Source organism: Cellulomonas sp. McL0606 (genome assembly GCF_058248365.1).
In genome coordinates, this window is sequence record NZ_CM177779.1 from 2,360,969 (window position 1) to 2,386,558 (window position 25,590).

Consider the following 25,590-nt stretch of genomic DNA (forward strand, 5'->3'; position numbering starts at 1 on the left):
GCCGCCGGTCTCGCCCAGCTGTTGGCCACGCTCGAGGGCGACCCCGCCTGACGGTGCGACTAGTCCGGCACCCGACCCAGTGCGATGCCGAACCCGGGCAGCAGGTCGTACCAGGTGACGTCGACGAACCCGGCGCCCTCCAGGAGCGTGCGGAACTGGTCGGGCGTGTGGAACCCGATCCAGCCCGGGTCGCCGGCCAGGGAGAGGGCGGAGGCCAGCTGCACGAACCACTGCGGGCCGGGGTCGATGATCGCGTAGTGCCCGCCCGGGCGCAGGCAGCGGCGGATGCCCGCGGCGGCGGCGGCCGGGTCCGGGTAGTGGTGGTGCGCCAGGCAGTTGTAGACGAGGTCGAAGGCGCCGTCGAGGTCGCGTGGCAGGTCGCCGACGTCCGACTGCACGAAGGCGGTGTTGTCGAGTCCGGCGGCCCAGGCGGCCCGGTGCGCCCCGACGACCATCCCCGCGGCGAGGTCCACACCCACCACCTCACCGTCGGGCACCAGCCGCGCCACGGCGCGTAGCCCGCCCCGGCCCGCACCCCGCGTCGAGCACGCGGGCGTCGGGGGTCAGCAGGGGCGCCAGCATGTCGAGCGCCTCGGAGAACAGCGGCACCGAGAACGGCCTGACGTAGAAGTCGTACGCCTCGGCCAGCCGGTCGAACTCCTCGACCAGGCCGTCGTGCTCGGTCGGGGCGTCCAGCAGCCGCGGGGCCCGCTGGGTCAGGCTGAGGAACGGCCCACCGCCCGGCGACGGCGGGCGCGCGTCGACCACGGGCCCGTCGCCGCGCGCACGCGACGCCTGACGGGCGGCCCGCGCCGGGTCGGCGACCAGGGCCGCCCACGACCACATCGACGCGGCGAGGAACCCGCTGGCGGTCTCAGTCATCGGTGCGTCGTAGCACCACGGCGATGGTGCCGGCGGGGATCCCCTCGACGCGGACGGTGCTGCGATGGTCCACGCCCGACACGGCGGTCGCGGGCACGGTCGCCCGGACGGACACGATCACGGACTCCCCCGCCGCCAGGTCGAGGGCTGTCGGGGTGATGGCGACCTCGACGTCGACCGGCTGACCGGCCGGATCTCGAAAAGGGTCGACCACGACCACGCCCGACGCCTCCGCGTCCAGCACGTTCTCCACCTCGAACGCACCGGCCACCTGAGCACCGGCGGGCCCCTCGAGCACCAGGACGGCCGCCCCCGCGGGCTCGGCGGGCGACGGTGCGTGCGTGTGCGTCGGGGTCGTCGCGGGCGTCTGCACGGACACGACGCCCGGCGCGGCCGTGGCCACGGCGCTCACCTCGCTCAGCCAGTCCGTGACCAGGGACCCCCAGGCCTTCATGTACGTGACGTTGGCGTCGACGATGCGGCGGACCAGGTCCTGCGCACCGGGCGTCGGGTCAGCCATGGTCGGTCGGCACCCGGACGCGCGGCTGGGGTCGGCAGCACGGCTCCTTGTAGAAGTGGTCGTACCAGTGGTGCACGGTGTCGGGCTCGTCCAGCACGGCAACCTCGTGCACGCAGGCGCACCCGCCGTCGGACGACGACACCTCCCAGCGGACGACGTGGTCGCGGCAGCCGCGCACCCACAGGAGCACCGAGACGCCGTCCGCCCCCTCGTCGGCCAGGTGCACGGTCGCGGTGAAGGTCCCGGTCTCGTACGGGCCGACGGCCTGCTGGACCGGGTCGATCGTCACGGCCTTGGCGTCGGAGCCCGTCGCGCGGATGGCCACGACCCGGCTGGCGGGCCACTCGTTGGTCACCAGGATCCGCAGCTTCATGGTCGCGCCCGGGCAGCCGTGCGCGGTGACCGTCGGCAGCTTCTCGGGCAGGAAGCACGCGTCCGGGATGGCGCACCCGCACGACGGCGTGCCCATCGACACCTGCGGCAACGAGATCGAGCCGAGCTTCAGGCCGGACGTCGCCTTGCCGGCGGCGTCCGTGGCGGCGCCCACGGCGTCGCTCACCGGTGTCGACGAGGTCAGCGCGTCGATCATCGACCGTCCGAAACGCACCCCCGCCCCCACCAGCTGGTCGAGCACGGCGGTGGTCTGGTCGCCGAGGTTCTGCTGCGTGCTCACGGGCCCTCCTTGGTCGACGGACGCCGCGACCGCGGCTTCGGGTCGCTGGCCTGCACCTGGAGCTTCACCCGTACCCGCGCACCCGCGAGCTCCCAGGTCCCGGCATGGTCCGCCGCCCCGAGTCCCTCGGGGACGTGGACGTCGGCGGCCACCCACGCGTCGGCGCCGGGGAGCAGGGGTCCCGCGCCGTCGGTCACGACGATGCGGGCCGGGCCTGCCTGGCGCGCGGCGACGGTGTCCGCGACGACGCCCCAACGCTCCAGACCCTTGGCCTTGCCCGACAGGCCGGCGACGATCGCGGCCTCGAGCGTCTCGCTCTCCTCGAACGCCAGCACGGCGACCTTGGCCACCTCGACCGCCACGTTCCCGCAGTTGACCACGTGCACGGCCACGGGGACCACGGCGCCGGCCGCGGCCGCGACCTGCACGGTGCGGGGCCGGACCTGCACGGCGGTCCGACCCAGCACGACCACGCGGACGTCGACCGTGCCGCCGTCCCAGAGCAGCTCGGCGTCCGTCTCTCCGGGCTCCGCGTCCTGCGGGAGCAGCAGCCGGACCTCGGTGCGGCCGGCGCCGACGGGGGCCGTCAGCACCCGCGCGTCGGCCAGCGCGCCGTCCTTGGGCCCGACGAGCACGATCGACAGGCGCTGCGCCGACGGCACGTCGACCACGCCGACGACGGAGCTGGGCGGTCCCACCAGGCGCACGAGCCTGACGACCGTCGCCCGGCTCACCCGTGCCACGCTCAGCCGTCCTGGGCGTCGAGGAACGCGTCGCGCTCGGTGTACCCGCACTGCTCGCAGGGACCGGGTCTGTACGCCTCGGAGATCATCTGCGCCTCGCCGCACAGCCGGATCGACATCAGGTCCATGCCGAGCAGGCTCAGCCCGACCGTGAAGTCGGCGGGGATGTGCGCCCGCGTCTCGGGCAGCTCGGTGACGGCCAGGTTGAGGTTGACGGGGTTGAGCGTCACCGGGTTGAGCGTCAGTGTCGCGTTCACCGGGTTCAGGGTCACCGGGTCGACGCCCAGCTGGATCTTGGGCATCGGCGACCCGACGGTGATGGTGAAGGCGTTCGGGATCCCGTCGACTGTGACGGGGTTGATGCTCACCGGACCGATCGAGTCGAGATGGCCGTCGAGATGGACGTCCGAGCCCATGGCTCCCCCAGAGGTTGCCGCGCAGGATCCCGCTCTTTCCAGGATCGACCCCGGACAAGTCGGGCGTCAACCAGCCGGGCCGTCGGACATCAGGTCGAGCTCGCTCAGCAACGCCACCTCGGCCGCGGTGATCTCGTCGGGGTACCAGGCGACGGCCGGGCCCCACACAGGACCGGGCGGTCCGGCGAGCTCGCTGGCCAGGACCTGCAGCGCCGGGAGCCGCACCGACGCCGCGAGCAGCACCTCGACGATCGCGAAGATCGCCGCGACGTCCTCGACGGGGCCGACCACCTCGATCCGCCCCGACAGGACCGCGTCGCGCACCTCGAGCCGGGCGCCCAGCAGATCGAGCACGGTCCGCCGGTCGGTCCGTCCCCGGCAGGCGACCTCGGCGGGCGACGACGACGACGCGCGCAAGGAGCCGTCGGGCCCGAACGACACGTCGACGGACTCGTCGTCGAGCTCGATGCGGGCCGACCGGGAGCCGGCCAGCCGCCGCACGCGGGCAGCCGACGAGGCGTCCAGCCCGGCCACGAGGCCGACGACGAACGCGAGCAGACCTCGGTCAGCCTGGACGTCAGCCGGCACGCTCGAGCACCCCCAGACCGGTGGAGTCGACCGGGCAGCCGGCCACCAGCCCCGTGCACCGGAATGCGCCCACGAGCCTCGTGCAGGAAGGCGAAGCCCGGCTGGGCCGGCTCGGCCATGACGAGCTGCGCGACGTCCCGCACGTCGAACTCCAGGTCCAGCCCGTCGAACCCGTTCGCGGCGTGGACCACGATCCGGGCGGGCAGCCGTTCGGCGGCGTGGTCGGCGAACAGGGCGGCGAGCGCGCCGGGGAACCGGCGCGACGGCGTCGCGACCCCGTGGGCCTCCACGAGGATCTGGTCGCCGACGAACCGCACCACGCGCCCCGCGACCTCGACGGTCAGGAGCACGAGGCCCGTGCGGGTGTGCGCGCGGTTCGTCATGCGCGAGAGCACCACCAGGAGCCCGTCCGCACCGTGCCAGCACGCCCAGTCCCAGCCGGCGTCGTCACCCCACCACCAGCGGCCCCAGTTGTGGTCGGCGTACCCGCCGGCGCCCGACAGCGGGACGTCCAGGGTCCCGACGACCAGGTGCCCGTCGACGCGGAGCCGCGGGTAGACGTACCACCCGAGGTGTCCCGACCCGAACTCCATGACCGAGACGGCCCCGAGCTCGGCGCCGACGGCCACACCCTGCAGCGACAGGTCGAGCCGGTCGGCGGGCAGCCGACCCACGGCGGCGACGTGGCCGACGGGGTCCACGGCCACCGCGACCGCCGGCGTCGACATGCTCAGCACCCCGACCGGCACGGCCGGCGCCGCGACGACCTCCGCGTTCCCGGCCCAGCCGGTCCCGGGCAGGTGCACGAGCGCGGCGCCGACCCCGCGCGACGCCTGCACCCGCGGGTCGCCGTGCACGGAGACGTTCACGAGGCCGATCGCCCCGCTGGCGTGGTCGAACACGTTGACGTGCAGCCACTCCTTGTACCGGTCGCGGGTCGGGTCGTCCGTCACCGGGCGCCGCAGGTGGTCCCGCACGTCAGCGCAGCACGCCGCCGTCGACCCGCACGGGCGCGGGACGCCCGGGCGTGACGGCGTCGTCGGGCAGCCCGAGCTGTCCGCGAGCGCCTGCACCAGGTCGACGGTGTCTTTGGCCAGGACCCACAGTCCGACGACGAGGTCGATGGGGTCGATGCGCTCGGGCGCCGCCGGCCGGTCGGCGCCGGTGGGCTCGGCGACGAGGGGCGGGAGGTCGAAGGTCTCCGCGAGGTCGTCGACGAGCAGGAGCGCCACGTCGTTGCGCAGCTGGTCGAGCACGCGGCTGGCGGGCATGGTGGCCAGCCAGCGGTCGATGCCGAGCTGCTGCCAGATCAGTGCGGCGTTGGTCGCCGGGCGTCCGTGCGCCAGCCCCTCACGCAGCCGTACGCCCTCCGCGGTCTGGCCCGCCTGCCGCCCGAGCGCCGCGACCCCAGCCGCGAGCGCACCGACGACGTCGGCCCCCGACACGAGCGAGAGGGCGGTGAGCCGACCCGTGAGCGAGGCGAGGAGGGCGGCCGTCGTCCGACCGGCCCGGTCGGGCTCGTCGACCAGCCGGACGTCGGCGCGGCGGTTCACGGCGCTGCCGTCACGGTGACCTCGAGCGGCACGCCGGCGGGCTGCAGCCCCCGGAACGTCACCAGGCCGCGGTACACCCCCGGCGGGACGTCCGCCGGGACCCGGAGCCGCACGGTGACCCGGGCCTGCTCGGCGGGTGCGAGGAGCGAGAACGCGGGCCGCGCGTCGGCGTCGACGAACCATGTGGTGCCGTCGTCGCCGACGAGCGGGGTGAGGACCGCGGCCAGCGCAGTGTGCACCCGCTGGCGGTTCTCGACGTCGAGCTGCACGGAGGTGCGACCGCCGACCGGCGCGGAGACGGTCAACGCGATCGGCGCGTCCGGGCGCAGGACCGTGCCGGGGCTGTGGGGCTCGAACATGCCCTGCACGCGGCGCAGGTAGCGGAGCGTCTCGTCGACCATCCGCCCCTGGAACTCGGTCTGCAGCCGCAGGATCTCGCTCAGTGCCTCGCCGGCGCCCTGCGGTGGTTCGGTCATCGACTGCTCCGCTCGGTAGACAGCTCCGTCGAACTACAGCGTCCTGTCGATGACGTAGTGCAGCATCTCGCGCAGAAAATGACGATAGTCCGCCGACTCGTCGTCGCGGGAGGGCCCGAGCACCTTCGCATCCAGCTCGAGCGCCTTGCGCGAGTACCGCTGTGCCAGCGCGCGGCCGTGGTCCACCGACCCGGCGCGCTCCATCGCGGCGGCGAGCCAGGTCACCTCGGCGGCGTCCTTGTCGGCGCGCGGCACGCTCAGCAGGCGCAGGGCCCGCTCGCGGTCCGTCGCGGGCGCGTTCCGCAGGAAGTGCAGGAGCATCACGGTCCGTTTGCCCTCCCACAGGTCGCCGGCGGTCTCCTTGCCGTAGGCGCCCTCGTCGGCGACGAGGTTCAGCACGTCGTCGGTGATCTGGAACGCGACCCCGGCGTGGAAGCCGAGGGCGACGAGCGAGAGGAGCTCCTCGGGCGTGGGACGACCCTCGCCGGGTGGCGACCCGCAGATGACGCCGATCCGCAAGGGCGCGATCACGGTGTACCAGCAGGTCTTCTTGTAGACCATCCGCACGTAGTCGCGGTCCTCCAGGTCGAACGTGCCGGCGGCGATCCAGTCGAGCTCGATGGCCTGACCCTCCACCGACTCCCGGGCCATCCGCTCGAACTCGCGCAGCACCAGCAGGGCCTTGCGGACGCCGATCGTCGAGACGTTCTCGAGCAGCACGCCCACCGACAAGATGTTGGTGGCGTCACCGACGTTGATGGCGACGGGCACACCCCGGTCGGCGAACAGGGTCGCGCGACCGCGGCGGAACGTGGAGGCGTCCTCGATGTCGTCGTGCACCAGGAAGCCGTTGTGCAGCAGCTCGAGCGCCGTGGCGGACCCCAGCGCCTGGTCCCGCCCGCCGCCCGCAGCGATCGCGGCGCTCAGGCAGATCGCGGGGCGCAGTCCCTTGCCCTCGCGGAGCGGGTAGTCGGCGACGAGGTCGTACAGCGGGCCGTACCCCGTGGCCCGACGACGCGCGACCAGCTGGGCGATCTCGCCGCGCACGAGGTCGCGCGCGTCGGCGAGGACGCGCGCGACCAGTCGTTCGTCGTGGGCCACGGGTGCCCCTCGTCTGGGTCAGGCCTTGACGAGCGAACGGAGCACGTACTGCAGGATCCCGCCGTTGCGGTAGTAGTCCGCCTCGCCGGGGGTGTCGATGCGCAGGACCGCGTCGAAGGAGACCGTCGAGCCGTCGTTCTTGGTGGCCGTGACCGCGAGCGTGCGCGGCGTCGTGCCGTCGTTCAGCGCCGTGACGCCGACGATGTCGAACGTCTCCGTGCCGTCCAGGCCGAGCGAGTCGGCCGACTCGCCCTCCGGGAACTGCAGCGGCAGCACGCCCATCCCGATGAGGTTGGAGCGGTGGATGCGCTCGAAGCTCTCGGTGATGACGGCCTTGACGCCCAGGAGGCTGGTGCCCTTGGCGGCCCAGTCGCGCGACGAGCCCGACCCGTACTCCTTGCCGCCGAGCACGACGAGCGGGATGCCTTCGGCCTGGTAGGCCTGCGAGGCGTCGTAGATCGAGGTCTGCTCGCCGGTGAGGAGGTTCTGCGTGAAGCCGCCCTCGACGCCAGGGACCAGCTGGTTGCGCAGCCGGATGTTGGCGAACGTGCCGCGGATCATGACCTCGTGGTTGCCGCGGCGCGAGCCGTAGCTGTTGAAGTCGCGACGCTCGACGCCGTGCTCGGCCAGGTAGAGGCCCGCGGGGCTGTCGGCCTTGATCGAGCCGGCCGGGCTGATGTGGTCGGTGGTCACCGAGTCGCCCAGCTTGGCCAGGACGCGGGCGCCGTGGAAGTCGACCACCGGCGACGGCGTCGCCTGCATGCCGTCGAAGTAGGGGGGCTTGCGCACGTAGGTCGACTGCGGGTCCCACTCGAACGTGTCGCCCTCGGGCGTCGGCAGCGAGCGCCACCGGTCGTCGCCCGTGAACACGTCGGCGTAGTCCTTGGTGAACATCGCGCGGTCGATCGAGGCGTCGATCGTGGTCTGGACCTCCTCCGGGGACGGCCAGATGTCGCGCAGGAAGATGGGCTGACCGGCCTCGTCGCGACCCAGCGGGTCGGACTCGAAGTCGAAGTCCATGGTCCCGGCCAGCGAGTACGCGATGACCAGCGGCGGGGAGGCCAGGTAGTTCATCTTGATGTCGGGGTTGATGCGCCCCTCGAAGTTGCGGTTGCCGGACAGCACCGCGGCGACGGCCAGGTCGTGCTCCTGCACGACCTCGGAGATCTTCTCGTCGAGCGGGCCCGAGTTGCCGATGCAGGTGGCGCAGCCGTAGCCCACCAGGTGGAAGCCCAGCTTCTCCAGGTACGGCCACAGGCCGGCCTTCTCGTAGTAGTTCGTGACCACCTGCGAGCCGGGTGCCATCGACGTCTTGACCCACGGCTTGGCGGTGAGGCCCTTCTCCACCGCCTTCTTCGCGACGAGCGCCGCGGCGATCATCACCGACGGGTTGGACGTGTTGGTGCAGCTCGTGATGGATGCGATCGCGACCGCGCCGTGGAACAGGTCGAACGACCGGCCCTGGGAGTCGACCGTCGGGAACGTCCGCGTGGCCGAGGAGGTGATCGCCGGGGAGTCGGAGGCGGGGAACGACTCCTCCTCGGCCTCGTCGACACCGTTGGCCGCCTCGGGCGCGTAGGTGGGCAGGTCGCGCTGGAACTGCTCCTTGGCCCGCGACAGCTCGATGCGGTCCTGCGGGCGCTTCGGGCCGGCGATCGACGGGACGACCGTCGACAGGTCGAGCTCGAGGTACTCCGAGAACACGGGCTCGACGTAGGAGTCCAGGCTCGGGTCGAGCCACATGCCCTGCTCCTTGGCGTACGCCTCCACGAGCGCCAGCTGCTCCTCGGAGCGGCCGGTCAGGCGCAGGTAGTCCAGGGTCACGCCGTCGATCGGGAACATCGCCGCGGTGGAGCCGAACTCCGGGCTCATGTTGCCGATGGTCGCGCGGTTGGCCAGCGGCACCGACGCGACGCCCTCGCCGTAGAACTCCACGAACTTGCCGACGACGCCGTGCTGGCGCAGCTTCTGCGTGATCGTCAGGACGATGTCGGTGGCCGTCACGCCGGACGGGATCGTGCCCGTGAGCTTGAAGCCGACGACGCGCGGGATGAGCATCGAGACGGGCTGGCCGAGCATGGCCGCCTCGGCCTCGATGCCGCCGACGCCCCAGCCCAGCACGCCCAGGCCGTTGACCATCGTGGTGTGCGAGTCGGTGCCGACACAGGTGTCGGGGTAGGCCTTGCCGTCGCGGACCATGACGCCGCGCGCCAGGTACTCGATGTTGACCTGGTGCACGATGCCGGTGCCCGGCGGGACGACCTTGAAGTCGTCGAACGCGGTCTGGCCCCAGCGCAGGAACTGGTAGCGCTCCTTGTTGCGCTCGTACTCCAGGGCGACGTTGCGCTCGAACGCGTCGGCGCGGCCGGCCACGTCGATCTGCACGGAGTGGTCGATGACCAGCTCGGCGGGTGCCAGCGGGTTGATGCGGGTGGCGTCGCCGCCCAGGTCCACGACGGCCTCGCGCATGGTGGCCAGGTCGACCACGCAGGGCACGCCCGTGAAGTCCTGCATGATCACGCGCGCCGGCGTGAACTGGATCTCCGTGTCGGGCTGCGCGTCCGGGTCCCACGTCGCCAGGGCGTTGACGTGGTCGGCGGTGATGTTCGCGCCGTCCTCGGTGCGCAGGAGGTTCTCCGCGAGGACCTTCAGGCTGAACGGGAGCTTCTCGACTCCCGGGACGGCGGAAAGACGGTAGATCTCGTAGGAGGCGTCACCGACCTCGAGTGTTCCTTTGGATCCGAAGCTGTTGACGTCGCTCACGGGGGCTCCTTCGCTGGCGAGAACGTGCCGGGGATGGGGGTCACCCGGACGGCTGGCGAGTGCGTCCTGTCACCCTACGGGGCGCGGGTCGCAATTTATCTCGACATCAAGATACATGCTCCGGCGGCCGGTTGCACGCAGATCGACCCTCGTCTCACGACGAGGGTCGATGTCGGATCAATCCGCGTCGGGATGCTCCGCACCTTTCCGAATCCAGAGCCACCTGGGCCTTGTGCTGCGCCTCGACCGCCCTCTGGTGCGCCCGCGGGTCGTAGTCGGGTGTGCCCTGCTTGAACAGCTCCTGCGTGGCCACCCTCCTCGCCTCGGCCAGCCGGCTGTGCGCGTCCTTGTCACTCATCGGCCTGCTCCTCCCGCCGGACCGCAGAGGACCGGCTTCCGTTCCACGCTAGTCCCGCGTCCGGACCAGCGCAGCGCTGGCGTGCACGCCGGTGCGCGGGTGCGCGCCCGGCTCAGCGGGTGAAGACCGCGACCGACTCCAGGTGGTGCGTCATCGGGAACAGGTCGTAGGCCTGCAGGTCGGTCAACCCGTACCCGTCGGCGGCGAACAGCGCGATGTCGCGGGCCAGGGCGGCCGGGTCGCACGCGACATAGACCACGCGCTCCGGACGCAGGGCGGTGATGCCCGCGACGACCGCGCGACCCGCCCCCGTGCGCGGCGGGTCCAGCACGACCGCGTCCGCGTGCACGACGTCCGAGTCGGCATCCTCGCGACCCGTGAGCACCTTCGCCACGTCGCCGGCGTGCATCTCGACGTTGGCGCGGTCGAACAGGTTCCGGCGGGCGTCCTTGACCGCCCGGGCGTCGCCTTCGACCGAGACGACCTCGCCGGTCTCGCCGACGGCGTCGGACAGCGGGGCGGTGAACAGGCCGGACCCCGAGTACAGGTCGAGCACCGCGGCACCGTCGACGTCGCCGAGGCCCGCGAGCACCGCCTTGACCAGAGCTCGGGCGCCTCCCGGTGGACCTGCCAGAACCCGGCGCCGGCCACGCGGAAGCTGTACCCGCGCTCCCCCACCTGCACGTGCTCGCGCACGGCGGTGCGGGCGTTGGTCCTGCCGTCCATGCGGCCGCGGCCCAGGTCGTAGGGCGCGTCGTCGACGAGCACCATCGGGGCGTCGCCGCTCGACGGCGCGATCGCCTCGACGCGCGCGCCCGCGGTCCAGCGCCGCCCGAACAGGTCCAGCGCCGCGATCGCGTCACTGGCGAGCGGCATCGAGTCGAGGATCTTGATCGTGTGCGAGCGGAAGCCGTGCATCCCCGCGCGCCCCTCGGCGTCGGCCACGAGGTCGATGCGGGTGCGCCAGCCGAGGCCGCCGCGCTCGTCGTCGCCCGGTGCCGCCTGCACGGGGACGTCGAGGTCGAGCTTGGCCAGGCGCTGCAGCTGCTCGGCCAGGACCGCCTTCTTCCAGGAGCGCTGCCCGGTCAGCGACACATGAGCCAGCTGCACCTCCGCCGACGCCACCGGGACCGGCGGCCGGCCAGGCCGACTCGACGCGGTCGGGCGACGCGTCCAGGACCTCGACGGCGTCGGCCCGCCAGAACTTCGCCGCGTCGCCGTGGTCCGTCAGCCGTGCGCGGACCCGCTCGCCCGGCAACGTGTGCCGGACGAAGACGACCCGACCCTCGTGCCGGGCGACACAGTGGCCGCCGTGCGCGACGGGCCCGATCTCGAACTCGATCAGGTCGTCGCGCAGGGACGCTTCAGGGTCAGTAGCCACGCGGAACGGTACCCCGGACCGGGTCCTCGAGCCCCGTCTGCCCCTCGGTGGACGCCAGCTGCCAGGGCACGGACGCGACGACGACGCCCGGCGTGAACAGCAGCCGGCCCTTCAGGCGCAGGGCGCTCTGGTTGTGCAGCAGCTGCTCCCACCAGTGCCCGACGACGTACTCCGGGATGTAGACCACGACGAGGTCGCGGGGGCTGTCGCGACGGATGGAGCGGACGTACGTCAGCACCGGGCGCGTGATCTCGCGGAACGGCGAGTCGAGCACGCGCAGCGGCACGGGGATCGCCAGCTCCTCCCACTGCGCGCGCAGCGCCTCGACGTCCTCGGGGTCGACGCCGACCGTGAGGGCCTCGAGGATCTGCGGCCGCGACGCCCGGGCGTAGGAGAGGGCGCGCATCGTGGGCCGGTGCAGGTGACTGACCAGGACGATGGCGTGCACGCGGCTGGGGAGCGCGCGGGCGGAGGCGGCGTCGGCACCCAGCGCCAGCTCGGCGCGGACCTGCGCGTAGTGCCGGTGGATCGACTGCATGAGCGCGAACACGATCGCCATGGCCAGGATCGCGATCCAGGCGCCGTGCGTGAACTTGGTGATGAGGACGACCACGAGCACGGTCGCCGTCATGATGAAGCCGATGGTGTTGATCACCCGCGACCGCATCATCCGGGCGCGCTCGGCCGGGTCGGCCTCGGTGCGCAGGTGCCGACCCCAGTGCTTGATCATGCCGAACTGGCTGACCGTGAACGACACGAAGACGCCCACGATGTACAGCTGGATCAGTCGGGTGACCTCGGCGTCGAACGCGATGATGAGCGCGATCGCGGCGAGCGCCAGGGTCACGATGCCGTTGGAGAACGCGAGCCGGTCGCCGCGGGTGTGCAGCTGGCGGGGCAGGAAGCCGTCGCGCGCCAGGATCGAGCCGAGCACGGGGAAGCCGTTGAACGCGGTGTTGGCGGCCAGGATGAGGATGAGGCCGGTGACGATCGAGACGATGACCGCCATCCACGGGACGTCGTGGAACACGGCGGTCGAGATCTGGCTGATCACGGGGTGCTGGATGTAGGTGGCCTCGACCGGCTGCCCGTTGCGCGTCAGCTGGGTCATCGGGTCGTCGGCGAACGTCACGTGGGTGGCCCGCGCGAGCAGCAGGATCGACAAGATCATGGTGACCGAGATCCCGCCGAGCAGGGCCAGCGTCGTCGCCGCGTTCTTCGACTTCGGCTTCTTGAACGCCGGGACGCCGTTGCTGATGGCCTCGACGCCGGTCAGGGCGGCGCAGCCGGACGCGAAGGCGCGCAGGATGAGGAAGAACCCGGCGAGCCCGGAGACACCCTCGTTGAGGCCCGACCCGGGCAACAGCGGCCGCTGTGCGCTCTCCGCCATCGCGAGGTTGCCCGTGAGGAACTGGATCGCGCCCACGATCGCGACGGCGCCGATCGCGAACATGAACATGTAGACCGGGATGGCGAACAGCGTCCCCGACTCCTTGACCCCGCGCAGGTTGGCGACGGTCAGGAGGATGACGAGCCCGACGGCGAACGCCGCCTCGTGGCCGCGCAGTGGCGGAAAGGCTGTGGCCGCGTACTGCGCCCCCGACGAGATCGACACCGCGACGGTGAGCACGTAGTCGACGAGCAGCGCGCTGGCCACGGTGACGCCGGCGGTGGGGCCGAGGTTGGTGGTCGCGACCTCGTAGTCACCGCCGCCCGACGGGTAGGCGTGCACGTTCTGCCGGTAGGACGCGACCACGACGAGCATCACGAACGCGACGGCGAGCCCGACCCACGGCGAGATCACCAGGGCCGACGCGCCGGCCAGCGACAAGGTCAGCAGGATCTCGTCGGGCGCGTACGCCACCGACGAGAGCGCGTCCGAGGCGAACACGGGCAGCGCGATGCGCTTGGGGATGAGGGTGTGGCCGAGCCGGTCGCTGCGGACGGGGCGTCCGAGCAGCAGGCGTTTGGCGGCATCCGAGAGGTCCGACACGATGGCTCATGCTAGGCGGCTCCGGGGCCACTGACACCACCGACGCACGACCCATCTGGATCCGGGTCTCACGGACCCCGCCCGGACGTATAGCGTGCGCACTGTGCACTTCGTGATCATGGGCTGCGGCCGGGTCGGCGCCTCGCTGGCGCAGAACCTCGAGGAACACGGGCACTCGGTGTCCGTCATCGACCAGAACCCGGAAGCGTTCCGACGCCTCGACCCGAGCTTCGAGGGCAACAAGGTCACCGGGCTGGGGTTCGACCGCGACACGCTCACGCAGGCCGGCATCGAGGACGCGTTCGCCTTCGCGGCGGTCTCCGACGGCGACAACTCGAACATCCTGGCCGCGCGCGTGGTCCGCGAGACGTTCGGCATCGAGAACGTGGTCGCCCGCATCTACGACCCGCACCGCGCCGAGATCTACCAGCGCCTCGGCATCCCCACGGTCGCGACCGTGCGGTGGACCGCCTTCCAGGTGCTGCGCCGCCTGCTGCCCATGGGTGCCACCGACGAGTACCGCGACTACTCGGGCAAGATCCGCTTCTCCCAGATCGACATCCACGAGGGCTGGGTGGGCAAGCCGCTGCGCGCCCTCGAGGAGGCCAGCGGGGCCCGGGTCGCCTACGTCACGCGCTACGGCGAAGGCATCCTGCCCACGTCGACCACCGTCCTGCAGGAGAACGACACCGTGCACGTGCTGCTCCTCGCCGCGGAGACCGCCCTGGTCGAACGCATCCTCACGAGTCCCCCGGCGGTGTCCCAGTGAGGGTCGTCATCGCGGGAGCCGGGTCCGTCGGCCGGTCCATCGCGCGTGAGCTGCTCGGCCACGGGCACGAGGTCACCCTGATCGACCGGCAGCCGTCGGCCATGCGCGTGTCGCAGGTCGCCGACGCCGACTGGCTGCTCGCCGACGCGTGCGAGCTGCCGACGCTGCGCCAGGTCAAGGCCGACGAGGCCGACGTGGTCGTCGCCGCCACCGGCGACGACAAGGCCAACCTGGTCATCTCGCTGCTGGCCAAGACCGAGTTCGGGGTGCCGCGCACGGTCGCCCGCGTGAACAACCCGAAGAACGAGTGGATGTTCGACGAGGCGTGGGGCGTGGACGTCGCCGTCTCGACGCCGCGCATCATGACGGCGATGGTCGAGGAGGCCGTGACCGTGGGCGACCTGGTGCGGATCTTCACGTTCCACCAGTCGCGCGCCGACATCCTCGAGCTGACTCTTCCCGAGGGGTCGCCGCTGGCCGGCGTCCGCGTCGGTCAGATCCAGTGGCCGGCCGACACCGTTCTCGCCGCGATCGTGCGCGACACCCGGCCGATCGCCCCCAGCGCCGACGACACCCTCGAGGGTCGCGACGAGCTGCTGTTCGTCACGGGGCGGGATGCGGACGAGTCTGTAGGGAAGCTTTCGTTGACCCGCGGACCAGCAGCCAGCTGATCCAGAGCGCGAGCGCCGTGCCGGGGATCCCCATCACGAGCTTGGCGGTGCCGAGCCAGCCCGTCTCGGACGCGAAGTACAGGGGCACCTGGACCGCCAGGCGGACCCCGAACAGGGCCACCAACGGCCACGTGGCGAGCGCGTAGCGGCGTCGCAGCGCCCGGTCCTGCCGCCAGGCGACCGCCGCGCTCCAGCTCCCGTCGCTCGACAACGGGCCCTCCGGCCGGAACAGCCCCATCACGAGCCCGACGACGGGCCAGCCGATGACGATCGAGAGCAGCGTCGCCAGGAAGTAGGCGACGTTGACCCACAGCCCGTACGCGAAGTAGTCGTTGGCGTCGCCGGTCTTCCACGCCCAGAACACGCCGATGCCGACGCCGAGCAGTCCCGAGAACGCCTGCGTGACTGGCGTGCGCTGCACCAGCCGCACGACCACCGCGATCACCGCGGCCGCCCCGGCGGCGATCAGGGCCGGCTTGAGGGTCTGTCCGGTGGCGAGGTACACGACGACGAACAACAGGCCGGGTGCGACCGACTCGACGACCCCACGCGTCCCGCCGACCACGTCCTTGGCGGAGAACTCGTCGGCCGTGAGCGCGCGCATGCCGCGCAGACCGCCCTCCTCGGGCTGGACGAGGTCGTCGATCGCGTCGAGCGCTCCGTCGACCGGGTCTGCGTCCGCGTGCTGCTCACTCACCGGGGCGCGGCCGGGTCGTAGCGCGGGTTGAACACGGTCCGCCGGCCGTCGACGAGACAGACGAGACCCTCGATCTTGAGCCGGCGACCGGGAGCGATCCCGGCGATCTCCCGCCGGCCGAGCCAGACGAGGTCCAGCGACCCGCTGCCGTCGTACAGCTCGGCCTCGAGGGCCGGCACGCCCTCGCGCGGGCGCAACGTGACCGAGCGGATCACGCCGGACACGCTGGCGCGCGACCGGTTGCTCAGCTGGTCGACGGGCGTGCAACCGACCGACCGGTGCGCGTCCTGGCGCTCCTCGTCGGCCTCGATCTGCTCCTGCGACGCGACCGCCATCTTCAGGCGTTCCTTGATGCTCATCGGATCTCCGTGATCTCGGGTCCGCGGGTCAGCGGGTCGAAGCTGGGCGTCTCGGGCTCCGACGGCGTGAGCTCCGGGTTGGCCGGTCCGGGCAGCGTGAGCGTCAGCAGGTCGCGGGGGGCGCGGGCGTCGGTGCCGCGCACGACGACGATGCCCGCGAACACCTTCTCCAGCGGCGCGGCCGCGGCCGGGTCGACGGCGGCGCGTCCCGTGAGGACACCGCGGACGAACCAGCGGGGACCGTCGGCGCCGATGAACCGGGCCGGCCGGTGGCCTGTGCGCCCCTCGGGGGTACGGATGGGGAGCCGCGCGAGCAGCTCGCGGCCGAACGGGCCGGGCAGGTCGTCGACAGAGCCGCCCTGCTGCGTCACCGACTCGGCGATCTCGCCGCGGATCTCGTCCCAGATCCCGTCGGTCCTCGGCGCCGCGAACGCCTGCACCTGCAGGGAGGAACCGTCGAGCATGACCGACGCGGCCGAGACGGTGTCCGTCGCCTTGTCGATCTCCATCCGCAGCTCCATGCCCTGGACGCCGGGAAGCTTGATCGCGCCGAGGTCCACCAGCGCGATGTCGTCGGTCACCTCGGCGGAGTCCCACGGACCCCCGGTGCGCTCGAACGGCTCGGCGACGACGTCGACCACCTCGTCGAAGCTCGTCGATCTCCTCGGTCTCGCCGTCGACCGCCTCGTCGACCGCTGCGTCGACGGCGCTCGCCTCATCGGTGGTGGAATCCTTCCCACCACGTCGGAACAGACCCACGTTCGCTCACTCCTCCTGGACGCGCGTGCTGAGACGCGCGTTCGTGCCTGCGGTGCGCAGACCCTTCGACTGTGCCTACTCCACGACAGTAGTCCCGCTCCTAGCCCGCCGGAGCCGCCTTCCACCCTCCGCTGGACCCGAAGCCGCCCGCGCCGCGGTGCGATCCGGGCAGGTGCTCGACCGCCACGAACCGCACGCGCTCGACGCGCTGGATCACCAGCTGCGCGATCCGGTCGCCGCGATGCAGCTCGAGAGCGTGCTCGACGTCCGTGTTGAGCAGCGTCACCGCGATCTCGCCCCGGTAGCCCGCGTCGACCGTGCCCGGCGCGTTGACGATGGTCAGCCCGTGCCGCATGGCAAGCCCGGACCGGGGGTGGACGAACGCCGCGTACCCGTCGGGCAGTGCGATCGCGACACCGGTCGGCACCGTCACCCGGCCCTGCGGCGGGATCACGACGTCGATGCGCGTGACCAGGTCCGCGCCTGCGTCGCCGGGATGCGCGTACGAGGGTTCGGGCAGGTCCGGCTCCAGGAGCTGGAGCAGGACCTCGGGGCTGTGGTCGGCCGTCACGGGGCCAGACCCTACCGGCCCGGGTGGGATGCTGTGGGCATGCCCGATGTTCCTGGCGGCTCCGCGCTGCCCGCACCCGTCCCTCCGACGAGCACCGTCTACTCCGAGCGGCTCACCCTCGGTCCGCTCGGTTGGGTCCTCCTGGTCGTGTTCGCGCTGATGATGGTGATCGCGTTCTACCCGGTCGACGTCCGGCTGGCGGTCGGGCTCGGCGTGGTCGTGGTCGTCGCCGGTGCGCTCGCGCTCGTCGCCACGGCGCCGCCCGTGCGCGTCGACGGCACCTCGCTGCAGGCCGGTCCTGCACAGATCCCCCTCCGCCTCGTCGGCGGCGCGGTGGCACTCGACGCGGCGGCGACCCGGACCGAGCTGGGCCCGCGCCTCGACGCCCGCGCGTACCTGTGCCAGCGCGGTTGGATCCACACCGCCGTCCGGGTCGACCTGGTGGACCCGCTGGACCCGACGCCGTACTGGATCGTCTCGACGCGTCATCCCGTCGCGCTGGCGGCTGCCCTGACGGGATCGTGAACCAGGACGGCCGGCCGCCCCGTGGGGGCGACCGGCCGTCGTCAGGTCAGGTGGGTGAACGCGTCAGGCGGCGCACTCGGAGCAGACGGGGTGCCCGTCACGCTCGTAGGCGAGCTGGCTGCGATGGTGCACGAGGAAGCAGCTCGAGCAGGTGAACTCGTCAGCCTGACGGGGCAGCACGCGCACGGAGAAGCTCTTCGCCCGACAGGTCCGCTCCGGGGAAGCAACCCTTCGGCCGCCTCAGTCTCGTCCTCGTCCACCACGCCCGAGTTCTTGTCGGACCGCCGGGCCTGGAGGATTCCTGGAGCGAGTCCTCGCTCAGGTCCTCCTCGGTCTTGCGCGGGGCGTCGTAGTCGGTAGCCATGTCTGGCGTCACACTCCGGGTCTTGTGGTGCTCGGGATATCTCTTCGTACGCGGGATCAATGCGCAGCGAATGCGTTTTGTTCCCGGTCGCGGGTGGGATTCTGCACCAGATCCGCCGGATGCGCGAACAGTGACAGGACATCTGCCTGATCAGGCCCGTTGGTCAACTGTCCTGGTCAGCGTCGGATGCCTCGAGGTAGGCCACCAGCTCCTCGACGCGCCCGGGGGGACCGGCGACGGTCATGGCCTCGCCCGCCCGGTGCCCGCGCAGGCCCGTGACCACGGCACCGGCCTCCTGTGCGACGAGCGAACCGGCCGCCAGGTCCCACGGCTGCAGACCGCGCTCGTAGTAGAGGTCGAGGCCCCCGGAGGCCAACGTGCACAGGTCGAGCGCCGCCGACCCGATGCGACGGATGTCACGTACCTGCGGCAGCAGACCCGCCACCACCCGTGCCTGGTTGCGCCTCCGGGCCGCGACGTAGCCGAAGCCGGTGCCGACGAGGCAACCGATCAGCGGCTGCGGTTCGTTGACCCGCAACGTCCGGCCGTCGAGCGTGGCGCCCTGCCCGAGGCCGGCCAGGAAGACCCGGCCGTCCTTCGGGGCGAGCACGCAGCCGGCCAGCACGGTCCACGTCGCGGGGTCCGGGGGCGTGCCGACCGGCGACCGCACCGCCGCGACGGACACGGCGTACGCGGGCAGCCCGTAGAGGTAGTTCACGGTGCCGTCGATCGGGTCGACCACCCACCAGACGCCCGACGAGCCCGGCGTCAACGAGCCCTCCTCGCCGAGCAGGCCGTCGTCGGGCCGGCTCGGCGAGCCGCCGTCGCAGCAACGCCTCGGAGGCCAGGTCCATCGCCGTGACCACGTCCTGCGCGCTGGACTTGGTCCCCGCGACCGACACCTCCCCCTCACGTCCCGCGCGGACCAGCTCGCCGGCCTCGCGGGCGACGGTCTGGGCGACGTGCATGAGCGTGCGGATCTCGTCGGTCACCCGCACATCCTGGCAGCGTCCGCGCGGCACACCGCCCAGGGTCCACGGCTCCGGACCGGATCGGTGGCACTCTCGTCCCGAGGTACTGGGAGGTCGAATGGCTGAGCAGCTGGTGGGTCTGCACGAGGACGGGGAACATCTCGTCCTGGTGGGTCCGGACGGTGCACGATTCCGGTTGCGGATCGACGAGCCGCTGCGCGCGGCCGTGCGCCGCGACCGGCCGCAGCTCGAGCAGCTGCGCGCCGAGAACGCCGGCACCCTGAGCCCCCGGGAGATCCAGGCCCGCATCCGCGCCGGCGCGACGACACAGGAGGTCGCCGACTCGGCGGGCCTGCCCGTCGAACGGGTCCGCCGCTACGAGGGGCCCGTCCTGGCGGAGCGCGAGCACGTCGCCGAACAGGCTCGCGGTACCCGTGTCGGTCGAGAGACCGGAGCACCCCTTCTCGGCGACCTCGTCACCGACCGGCTGGCGGCCCGCGGCGTCGACCTCGCTTCGCTCGCCTGGGACTCCGCCCGCGACGCCAACGGTCCCTGGGTGGTCCTGGCGCGGTTCACGGTCGACGACTCCGAACGGGAGGCCCGGTGGACCTTCGACGCGTCGAAGCGGACCGTCGTCGCCGACGAGGACGAGGCACGCTGGCTGTCCGAGACGGAGCTTCCCGGACGAGCCGGTGTCGCGCCGGCACCTCGCGGCCGTCCGGGACGTCGTGTTCGACTTCCAGCCCGACGGCACGACGGTGCGCACCACCAGCGCCACCGTCGTCGAGCCGCAGCCCGAGCCCGCGCCGAGCGACCCGCTGGACCAGACCGCCGCCCTGCTGGACGACCTGCGCGACCGTCGCGGGGTGCGGCAGGCCCTCGAGCTCGACGACGACGACACCGAGGAGTTCGAGGGCTTCGGGCCGCAGCACGCGTTCGACTTCGGCCGTCCCGACGTCGAGGCTCCCGGTGCACACCCGCAGGACGCCGACCCCGCCCAGGAGGCGGTCGTCTATCCGGTGCCCGTCAGGGTGCCCACCGCGATCGCACTGGCCGCCGCAAACACGTCCGACCAGGACGACCACGAGGGCCACGAGGGCCACGACACCCACGGCGACCGTCCTCGGGCCGCGCGGCGCGGGCGTGCCAAGGTCCCCAGCTGGGACGAGATCGTCTTCGGGGCCAAGCCGGAGTAGGTGCCGGTCAGCCGGTCTCGAAGTCGAGGGTCTGCATCGAGGGCGACGAGGCACGAGCCGCCGCGGCGGTCATCCGTCGCATGTGGTGGCGCCGGCAGAGCACCTCGTACCCGACCTCGTCGGCACCCGAGTCGACGTCGCCGACGACCACCTGCGCACCCTCGACCACCATCGCGCCGCCGACCGTCCGCGCGTTGTGGGTGGCGCGGGCGCCGCACCAGCACAGCGCCATGACCTGCAGCACCTCGACCCGGTCCGCCAGCTCGACCAGCCGGGCCGCGCCCGGGAACAGGCGGGCACGGAAGTCGGTCGAGATGCCGAACGCGAACACGTCCACGCCGAGCTCGTCGACCACCCGCGCCAGCTGCTCGACCTGCAGCGCCGTGTAGAACTGCGCCTCGTCGCCGATCAGGTAGTCGACCGGGTGCCCGTGCGTGCGCCGCGCGATGACGTCGGCCCAGAAGTCGGTCGCGTCCTCGACCTCGTGGGCGCCCTGCGTCAGGCCGAGCCGCGACGAGATGACCGCCTTCCCCGCGCGGTCCTGCCGCGTGAACAGGACGCCGTCGCGGCCGCGGGCAGCGTGGTTGTGGTGCATCTGGAGCGCGAGCGTGGACTTGCCGCAGTCCATCGTGCCGGAGAAGAAGACCAGCTCGGCCACCGGTCAGGCACCGCCCTTCGGGCCGCTCATGCGACGACGACGCACGGCACGAGCATCTCGTGACGCGTCAGCGAGCCGTGCACGCCGATCAGCTCCAGCGAGGCAGGTGTCTGCGTCGCCGAGTCCACGACGGTCGCGCGCCCGGTCATGGCGACGACGACGTCTCCGATGACGGGCGCCACGTGGTCGGCCACCTCGCCGAACCAGCCCTGGTCGGACGCCTCGTCGCGCGTGGCGACGACAGCCGCGGACCCGAGCACGTCGCGCCATCGTCCTGCGACGTCCTGCGGGTCCGTGCCGGCCGCGAGGTGCAGGTGCAGCGCCCGCGGCTCCCCCGCGGCGAGCTCCACCCCGGCTCCGAGCGCGGGGTGGGTGGCCAGGTCCCAGCGCTGGCTCAGGTCGACATCGACCATGCCGTGGTCCGCTGTCACCAGGAGCAGCGCGTCCCGCGGCAGGCTACGGGCGAGGCGCCCGAGCTCGGCGTCCAGCTCGGCCAGCGCGTCGCCCCACTGCAGCGAGCCCCAGCCGTGGCGGTGGCCGGCCTTGTCGACGTCACCCCAGTACAGGTACGCGACACCGGGCGAGCGCAGGACGGCGACGGTGGCGTCGACGCGGTCCGCGAGCGACTCCGCCCGCACGTACACCGGCCCCCGCAGCGCCGCCTCGGTCAGGCCGGACCCCGCGAACCGCGCGGGACCGATGCTCGTCACGCTGACGCCGGCGTCCGTGAGGCGCTCGAAGACCGTGGGCTCGCGCTGCCACTCGCGGGCGGGAGGTAGACCGGTCCAGCTCACGAGGTTGCCCAGCAGGCCGGTGGCGGGGTCACGCACCGTGTAGCCCAGCATCCCCGTGCGACCGGGCGGGACGCCGACCCCGAACGTGCCCATCGCGGTGGCGGTCGTGGACGGGAACGTGCTGGTCAGCGGCGTCGACGCACCCAGCTGCCGGCGCAGGAACGGCGCGTGACCCGCGCGCTCGGACAGGTTGGCGTAGCCGAGGCCGTCGACGAGAACGACGCACACGCGCGACGCTGCCGGCAGGCCCAGGAGCTCCTGCGACTGCACGGCACCGGGCAGGTCGACGCCCAGCGAGCCACCCACGGCCGGCAGGACGTTGCCCAGGCACGGGTACGCGGAGCTCGGCGCGACCAGGTCCGCCGTCGCGAACGCGGCGAGCGCCTCCGACGACGCGGTCGTGAGGACCGACTCGAGGTCGGTCATCGGGCGCGGGCGCTGGCCGCCGAGAGCTGCCGGGCGAATGTCGTCGCGGCGCGGACCGAGTCGGCGCCCTCCGCGAGCGCGCTGACCCGGACCACGACGTCGTCCGGGGCGAGCGTGCCCGTCAGCCCGTGGTCGGCGTCGCAGCTCGGGTCGCCGCAGGTGGCGGGTTCGAGGTCGACGCGCGAGACGGCTCCCCAACCGATCACGAGCGTGAGCTCGGACGCGCCCGTGCCGGCCTTGTGCTTGTCGGGCTGCCCGACCACGTGGGTGAGCGCGACCGACTTCAGCTCGGCGAGCGGGACCGCCTCCGTGGTGGCCGATGCGCTGGCCGAGGGGTGCTCCGAGTCGGCGGGGTGGTCGTCCACATGAGCGACCACGAGCCGCGTCGGGGTCAGGACGAGGACGGTGACGTGGCGGCGCACCTCGGCGGCGTCGAACGTGGTCTCGGGGTGGACCAGGTGTGCGACGACGTCCTCGTCCGCGAGCGCCACGTCGAGGACGTCGCTGACGAGCTCCGGGTAGTAGCCGGCACGGTGGAGGTCGACGCGCAGGTCGGTGGAGGGAGCAGACACCAGGACATCCTCCCACTCGTGACGACCGCGCGGGCTGCTCATGTGGATGACAGCCTCCGGGTCGCGTCGGCGCGGTCGGCGTGGGCCACGGAGGCGCGCGCGCCCAGCACGACCGCCCCGTGCTCGGAGACGACGACCGGGTTGAGCTCGAGCGAGCGCAGCTCGGGCAGGTCGTCGGCCAGGACCGCGACGCGCGCGATGAGCTCCTCGAGCGCGCCGACGTCCAGCGCCGGCAGCCCGCGGTACCCGAACAGGCGCGGGGCCGCCCGGGCGGACCGCACGAGCTCGGCGACATCGACGTCGGTGAGCGGCGGCACGCCGTAGGTGACGTCGCCGAGCAGGTCTGACGCGTCCCCGGCCAGCCCGAGCTGATGATCGGGCCGAAGAGCGGGTCCTCCGCGGACCGCACCACGCACGCCGACCCGTGCGGCGCCATCGCCTGGACCTCGAGCGGGGGTCCGTCGCCGGCCGCCCCGAACGCGTCCGCGAGCGCCAGCACCTCGCTCACGTCGCCGCGCAGCTCGGCCTCGTCGGCGACGTCCAGCCGGACGCCACCCAGATCCGCCCGGTGCCGCATCGCCGGGACGGTCGTCTTGAGCGCGACGGGCCAGCCGATCCGCTCGGCGACGGCGACCGCCTCGTCGGCGTCCCGCACCGGGAAGGACGGCACCACCCGGACCCCGATCGTGGCGAGCAGGGCCGCGACCTGCTCGGCGTCGAGCGCGCGGGCGCCGCCGTCCGGTGCTACCCAGCCCGCGACCAGCCGCCGTGCGGAACGGGTGTCGACACCGCTGGGGTGCAGCGGGAGCCCCCGGTCCCCGGACCGCCACTGCGCGTACCGCGCGGCCCGGCCGAGCGCCAGTGCCGCGTCCTCGGGCGTGCTGTACGCGGGTACGGTCCACGGCCGGTCGGCGTCGTCGGTCGCCGTCAGCTCCGGCGTCAGGCCGTGCAGCTGGTCCATGCACGCCACCGTCGTGCGGCCGGTCCGTGCGGCCGCGCCGGCGAGCCCGCCTGCAGGACCGGGTCGGGTCCGCCCACGGTCGGGATGCGCACGGCGACGACGACGTCGCTGTCGGGGTCGGCATACAGCGCGGCCACCGCGTCGCGGACGCGCGGCGCCGACGCGTCCTCCGCCAGCAGGACCACCTGCCCCGACACGACCAGCCCTGCCGCGGTCGCCGCCTCCGCGACCAACGTCGCGATCGAGGCGGAGCTGGCCAGGATCGCCGTGCGCCGACCCGCCGGCAGGGGCTGGAGCGCGAGCACCTGCGCGACGTCCAGGAGCTGGTGCGTGTTGTCGACGCGGACGACACCCGCCTGCCGCAGCATCTCGGCGAGCGTCCGAGGCGGTGCGTGTGTAGCCCGGACGGCGTGTCCGGGCGGGACCACCTGGCCGGACCGCCCAGCCGTCACGACGACGACCGGTTTGAGCTGCGAGAGCCGGCGAGCCACGCGGGAGAACTTGCGGGGGTTGCCGATCGACTCCAGGTACAGGCCGACGACGTCCGTGCCCTCGTCATCCGCCCAGAACTGCATGAGGTCGTTGCCCGACACGTCGGCGCGATGCCCCGCCGAGACGAACTCGGACAGCCCGATCCCCCGCCGGCGCACCGCCGCGAGCAGCGCCACGGCCATGGGGGCGGACTGGCAGAACAGCCCGATCCGCCCCTCCGCCGGCGGCACCTGGGCCAGCGAGGCGTTCAGCAGCGCACCGCGGCGGTGCGCCAGCAGCCCGAACGACCCCGGACCGACGATGCGCATCCCGGCGCCGTGGGCGACGCGGAGCAGCTCCGCTGCCGCTCGACGCCGTCGGGTCCGTCCTCGGCGAAGCCGGCGGACAGCAGCACCACGCCCCGGACCCCGAGCCGGGCAAGGTGCCGGACCGTGCCGACCGCGGCGTCCGACGGCACGGCGACGACCGCCAGCTCGACCGGCCCGAGAACGTCGACCAGGGCGACCGACGGCGCGCCCGGGACACCCACGGCGTGGACCACGAGCTCGGCATCGCCCGCGCGCAGGTCACGGAGCACCGCGGCGGCGAGCCGACCGACCAGTGTCTGGTCGGCGACGCCGGGCCCGACCACCACCACCGACAGCGCTTCGAGCAGCTGCCGCACCGAGCGGGCCTCGGCCCGGTGCTCGCGGTCGGCCATCACGGCGAGCGACCGGTCCGTCGGGTCGATGTCGAAGCTCAGCGCGACGATCCCGTCCTCGGTGCGCTGCTCGACCACGTAGCCCGCCTCCCGGAAGACCGAGATCATGCGGCCGTTCTGGGGCAGGACCTCCGCCACGAACCGGCCGACCCCGCGCTCGCGGGCGGCCGCGGCGAGGTGCTCGAGCAGCACCGACCCGACGCCGCGGCCCTGGTGCGCGTCGGCGACGTTGAACGCGACCTCCGCGTCGTCGTCGTCGATCCGGTCGTACCGCGCGACGCCGATGATGTGCTCGGCCCCGTCGACGTCCGCGACCGCCACGAGCGCCACCCGGTCGGCGTGGTCGACCGTCACCAACCGCTGCAGGTCCCGCTCGGACAGCCGCTCCATCGCAGCGAAGAACCGCAGGTAGATCGATCGCTCGGACTGGCTGACGTGGAAGGCCTGCAGAGCATCCGCATCCGTCGGCCGGATCGGTCGGACGTGCGTCGTGGACCCGTCGTGCAGCACGACGTCCGCCTCCCACCCGGCCGGGTACGCGGGATGCTCGTCGGCTTCGTCGGCGACGTCTTCCATGTCCTGCAGGTTAGTGCGGCCCCCTGCGCGCCGCGGCCTGTCGCGGCCCGCCGCGCGGGTCCACGGTCCACAATGGTCGCCG

The 25,590-nt window shown here is 72.8% G+C and carries 25 protein-coding genes and 5 pseudogenes; 4 read left to right on the top strand and 26 right to left on the bottom strand.

The annotated features are described in order from the left end of the window. Positions 1-59: 59 nt before the first annotated feature. The 13 genes and pseudogenes from AC38ZX_RS12015 to AC38ZX_RS12075 all read right to left on the bottom strand — a co-directional run bounded on the left by AC38ZX_RS12015 (position 60) and on the right by AC38ZX_RS12075 (position 13,447). Positions 60-497: a class I SAM-dependent methyltransferase gene (locus tag AC38ZX_RS12015; protein ID WP_491294423.1), complete on the bottom strand. Its 438-nt coding sequence runs from the start codon at positions 495-497 to the stop codon at positions 60-62. Beyond that, on the bottom strand, positions 484-882 hold the full coding sequence (locus AC38ZX_RS12020; RefSeq protein ID WP_491294427.1) for a hypothetical protein: 399 nt from the start codon (positions 880-882) through the stop codon (positions 484-486). Before AC38ZX_RS12020 ends, AC38ZX_RS12015 begins: the two co-directional genes overlap by 14 nt. Then, positions 875-1,402, bottom strand: coding sequence for a hypothetical protein (locus AC38ZX_RS12025; RefSeq protein ID WP_491294428.1), 528 nt, complete (start codon positions 1,400-1,402; stop codon positions 875-877). Before AC38ZX_RS12025 ends, AC38ZX_RS12020 begins: the two co-directional genes overlap by 8 nt. Then, positions 1,395-2,075 carry a hypothetical protein gene (locus tag AC38ZX_RS12030; RefSeq protein WP_491294431.1) on the bottom strand — a complete coding sequence of 227 codons (681 nt, stop codon included), beginning with the start codon at positions 2,073-2,075 and terminating at the stop codon, positions 1,395-1,397. Before AC38ZX_RS12030 ends, AC38ZX_RS12025 begins: the two co-directional genes overlap by 8 nt. Then, a complete protein-coding gene (locus tag AC38ZX_RS12035; protein WP_491294435.1) occupies positions 2,072-2,809 on the bottom strand; it encodes a hypothetical protein in 738 nt (245 codons plus the stop codon). The genes AC38ZX_RS12030 and AC38ZX_RS12035 overlap by 4 nt, the downstream gene beginning before the upstream one ends. Positions 2,810-2,820: 11 nt before the next feature. After that, the gene (locus tag AC38ZX_RS12040) at positions 2,821-3,186 is read right to left on the bottom strand and encodes a hypothetical protein (protein ID WP_491294440.1); all 366 of its coding nucleotides are present in this window, start codon (positions 3,184-3,186) and stop codon (positions 2,821-2,823) included. A gap of 152 nt (positions 3,187-3,338) precedes the next feature. Beyond that, a complete protein-coding gene (locus AC38ZX_RS12045; RefSeq protein ID WP_491294443.1) occupies positions 3,339-5,375 on the bottom strand; it encodes a hypothetical protein in 2,037 nt (678 codons plus the stop codon). Beyond that, positions 5,372-5,851 (bottom strand): hypothetical protein, encoded by a 480-nt coding sequence (locus AC38ZX_RS12050; protein ID WP_426592200.1) that lies wholly within the window; start codon positions 5,849-5,851, stop codon positions 5,372-5,374. Before AC38ZX_RS12050 ends, AC38ZX_RS12045 begins: the two co-directional genes overlap by 4 nt. Before the next feature lie 33 nt (positions 5,852-5,884). Next, positions 5,885-6,952: a polyprenyl synthetase family protein gene (locus tag AC38ZX_RS12055; protein ID WP_491294447.1), complete on the bottom strand. Its 1,068-nt coding sequence runs from the start codon at positions 6,950-6,952 to the stop codon at positions 5,885-5,887. An 18-nt stretch (positions 6,953-6,970) separates the two neighbouring features. After that, a complete protein-coding gene (acnA, locus tag AC38ZX_RS12060; protein ID WP_491294449.1) occupies positions 6,971-9,715 on the bottom strand; it encodes an aconitate hydratase AcnA in 2,745 nt (914 codons plus the stop codon). A 154-nt stretch (positions 9,716-9,869) separates the two neighbouring features. After that, positions 9,870-10,073: a translation initiation factor 2 gene (locus tag AC38ZX_RS12065; protein WP_491294450.1), complete on the bottom strand. Its 204-nt coding sequence runs from the start codon at positions 10,071-10,073 to the stop codon at positions 9,870-9,872. Between the two features lie 112 nt (positions 10,074-10,185). Continuing rightward, positions 10,186-11,454, bottom strand: a pseudogene (locus AC38ZX_RS12070) (class I SAM-dependent RNA methyltransferase). Then, complete coding sequence (locus tag AC38ZX_RS12075; RefSeq protein WP_491294451.1) at positions 11,444-13,447, bottom strand: APC family permease; 2,004 nt, start codon at positions 13,445-13,447, stop codon at positions 11,444-11,446. Before AC38ZX_RS12075 ends, AC38ZX_RS12070 begins: the two are co-directional and overlap by 11 nt. 118 nt (positions 13,448-13,565) lie before the next feature. Between AC38ZX_RS12075 and AC38ZX_RS12080 the strand changes: the two genes are divergently transcribed. Both AC38ZX_RS12080 and AC38ZX_RS12085 read left to right on the top strand, forming a co-directional pair. After that, complete coding sequence (locus AC38ZX_RS12080; protein ID WP_491297391.1) at positions 13,566-14,216, top strand: potassium channel family protein; 651 nt, start codon at positions 13,566-13,568, stop codon at positions 14,214-14,216. Then, positions 14,213-14,887, top strand: coding sequence for a potassium channel family protein (locus AC38ZX_RS12085; RefSeq protein ID WP_491294453.1), 675 nt, complete (start codon positions 14,213-14,215; stop codon positions 14,885-14,887). Before AC38ZX_RS12080 ends, AC38ZX_RS12085 begins: the two co-directional genes overlap by 4 nt. On the opposite strand, the gene AC38ZX_RS12090 is transcribed toward AC38ZX_RS12085, so the two are convergent. The 4 genes and pseudogenes from AC38ZX_RS12090 to dut form a co-directional block, all read right to left on the bottom strand. After that, positions 14,820-15,584: a DUF3159 domain-containing protein gene (locus AC38ZX_RS12090; protein WP_491294456.1), complete on the bottom strand. Its 765-nt coding sequence runs from the start codon at positions 15,582-15,584 to the stop codon at positions 14,820-14,822. The genes AC38ZX_RS12085 and AC38ZX_RS12090 overlap by 68 nt on opposite strands. Next, a pseudogene (locus tag AC38ZX_RS12095) lies at positions 15,577-15,943 on the bottom strand (OB-fold nucleic acid binding domain-containing protein). Before AC38ZX_RS12095 ends, AC38ZX_RS12090 begins: the two are co-directional and overlap by 8 nt. Then, positions 15,940-16,584 (bottom strand): DUF3710 domain-containing protein, encoded by a 645-nt coding sequence (locus AC38ZX_RS12100; protein ID WP_491294459.1) that lies wholly within the window; start codon positions 16,582-16,584, stop codon positions 15,940-15,942. Before AC38ZX_RS12100 ends, AC38ZX_RS12095 begins: the two are co-directional and overlap by 4 nt. A gap of 218 nt (positions 16,585-16,802) precedes the next feature. After that, on the bottom strand, positions 16,803-17,273 hold the full coding sequence (gene dut, locus AC38ZX_RS12105) for a dUTP diphosphatase (RefSeq protein ID WP_426592210.1): 471 nt from the start codon (positions 17,271-17,273) through the stop codon (positions 16,803-16,805). A gap of 39 nt (positions 17,274-17,312) precedes the next feature. Here dut and AC38ZX_RS12110 point away from each other — a divergent pair, with 39 nt between their 5' ends. Further along, positions 17,313-17,798 carry a DUF3093 domain-containing protein gene (locus AC38ZX_RS12110; protein WP_426592211.1) on the top strand — a complete coding sequence of 162 codons (486 nt, stop codon included), beginning with the start codon at positions 17,313-17,315 and terminating at the stop codon, positions 17,796-17,798. A gap of 63 nt (positions 17,799-17,861) precedes the next feature. On the opposite strand, the gene AC38ZX_RS12115 is transcribed toward AC38ZX_RS12110, so the two are convergent. The 3 genes and pseudogenes from AC38ZX_RS12115 to AC38ZX_RS12125 form a co-directional block, all read right to left on the bottom strand. Beyond that, positions 17,862-17,984 (bottom strand): DUF4193 family protein, encoded by a 123-nt coding sequence (locus tag AC38ZX_RS12115; RefSeq protein WP_491294464.1) that lies wholly within the window; start codon positions 17,982-17,984, stop codon positions 17,862-17,864. After that, the gene (locus AC38ZX_RS12120; protein ID WP_491294466.1) at positions 17,959-18,162 is read right to left on the bottom strand and encodes a DUF4193 family protein; all 204 of its coding nucleotides are present in this window, start codon (positions 18,160-18,162) and stop codon (positions 17,959-17,961) included. The genes AC38ZX_RS12115 and AC38ZX_RS12120 overlap by 26 nt, the downstream gene beginning before the upstream one ends. Before the next feature lie 163 nt (positions 18,163-18,325). Then, positions 18,326-19,130, bottom strand: a pseudogene (locus tag AC38ZX_RS12125) (inositol monophosphatase family protein). Between the two features lie 121 nt (positions 19,131-19,251). On the opposite strand from AC38ZX_RS12125, the pseudogene sepH reads away from it, so the two are divergent. Then, a pseudogene (gene sepH, locus AC38ZX_RS12130) lies at positions 19,252-19,959 on the top strand (septation protein SepH); the annotation flags it as partial. A gap of 377 nt (positions 19,960-20,336) precedes the next feature. Here sepH and AC38ZX_RS12135 read toward each other — a convergent pair. The 6 genes and pseudogenes from AC38ZX_RS12135 to AC38ZX_RS12160 form a co-directional block, all read right to left on the bottom strand. Beyond that, a complete protein-coding gene (locus AC38ZX_RS12135) occupies positions 20,337-20,987 on the bottom strand; it encodes a thymidine kinase (RefSeq protein WP_426592213.1) in 651 nt (216 codons plus the stop codon). A 26-nt stretch (positions 20,988-21,013) separates the two neighbouring features. Next, a complete protein-coding gene (locus AC38ZX_RS12140) occupies positions 21,014-22,207 on the bottom strand; it encodes an alkaline phosphatase family protein (RefSeq protein ID WP_491294469.1) in 1,194 nt (397 codons plus the stop codon). Continuing rightward, entirely contained in the window at positions 22,204-22,779 is a 576-nt protein-coding gene (locus AC38ZX_RS12145; RefSeq protein ID WP_426592215.1) for a DUF5998 family protein, read from the bottom strand. Before AC38ZX_RS12145 ends, AC38ZX_RS12140 begins: the two co-directional genes overlap by 4 nt. A gap of 38 nt (positions 22,780-22,817) precedes the next feature. After that, positions 22,818-23,740: pseudogene (locus AC38ZX_RS12150) on the bottom strand (acetate--CoA ligase family protein). After that, positions 23,719-24,540: a hypothetical protein gene (locus tag AC38ZX_RS12155; RefSeq protein WP_491294474.1), complete on the bottom strand. Its 822-nt coding sequence runs from the start codon at positions 24,538-24,540 to the stop codon at positions 23,719-23,721. Before AC38ZX_RS12155 ends, AC38ZX_RS12150 begins: the two are co-directional and overlap by 22 nt. Further along, the gene (locus AC38ZX_RS12160) at positions 24,480-25,508 is read right to left on the bottom strand and encodes a GNAT family N-acetyltransferase (protein ID WP_491294476.1); all 1,029 of its coding nucleotides are present in this window, start codon (positions 25,506-25,508) and stop codon (positions 24,480-24,482) included. Before AC38ZX_RS12160 ends, AC38ZX_RS12155 begins: the two co-directional genes overlap by 61 nt. Positions 25,509-25,590 lie beyond the last annotated feature (82 nt).

Coding starts and splice junctions, on each gene's coding strand:
- AC38ZX_RS12020 (WP_491294427.1), bottom strand. CDS start 882: ATGACTGAGACCGCCAGCGGGTTCCTCGCCGCGTCGATGTGGTCGTGG.
- AC38ZX_RS12025 (WP_491294428.1), bottom strand. CDS start 1,402: ATGGCTGACCCGACGCCCGGTGCGCAGGACCTGGTCCGCCGCATCGTC.
- AC38ZX_RS12050 (WP_426592200.1), bottom strand. CDS start 5,851: ATGACCGAACCACCGCAGGGCGCCGGCGAGGCACTGAGCGAGATCCTG.
- AC38ZX_RS12065 (WP_491294450.1), bottom strand. CDS start 10,073: ATGAGTGACAAGGACGCGCACAGCCGGCTGGCCGAGGCGAGGAGGGTG.
- AC38ZX_RS12080 (WP_491297391.1), top strand. CDS start 13,566: ATGGGCTGCGGCCGGGTCGGCGCCTCGCTGGCGCAGAACCTCGAGGAA.
- AC38ZX_RS12110 (WP_426592211.1), top strand. CDS start 17,313: ATGCCCGATGTTCCTGGCGGCTCCGCGCTGCCCGCACCCGTCCCTCCG.
- AC38ZX_RS12120 (WP_491294466.1), bottom strand. CDS start 18,162: ATGGCTACCGACTACGACGCCCCGCGCAAGACCGAGGAGGACCTGAGC.
- AC38ZX_RS12140 (WP_491294469.1), bottom strand. CDS start 22,207: ATGACCGACCTCGAGTCGGTCCTCACGACCGCGTCGTCGGAGGCGCTC.
- AC38ZX_RS12155 (WP_491294474.1), bottom strand. CDS start 24,540: ATGCGCATCGTCGGTCCGGGGTCGTTCGGGCTGCTGGCGCACCGCCGC.
- AC38ZX_RS12160 (WP_491294476.1), bottom strand. CDS start 25,508: ATGGAAGACGTCGCCGACGAAGCCGACGAGCATCCCGCGTACCCGGCC.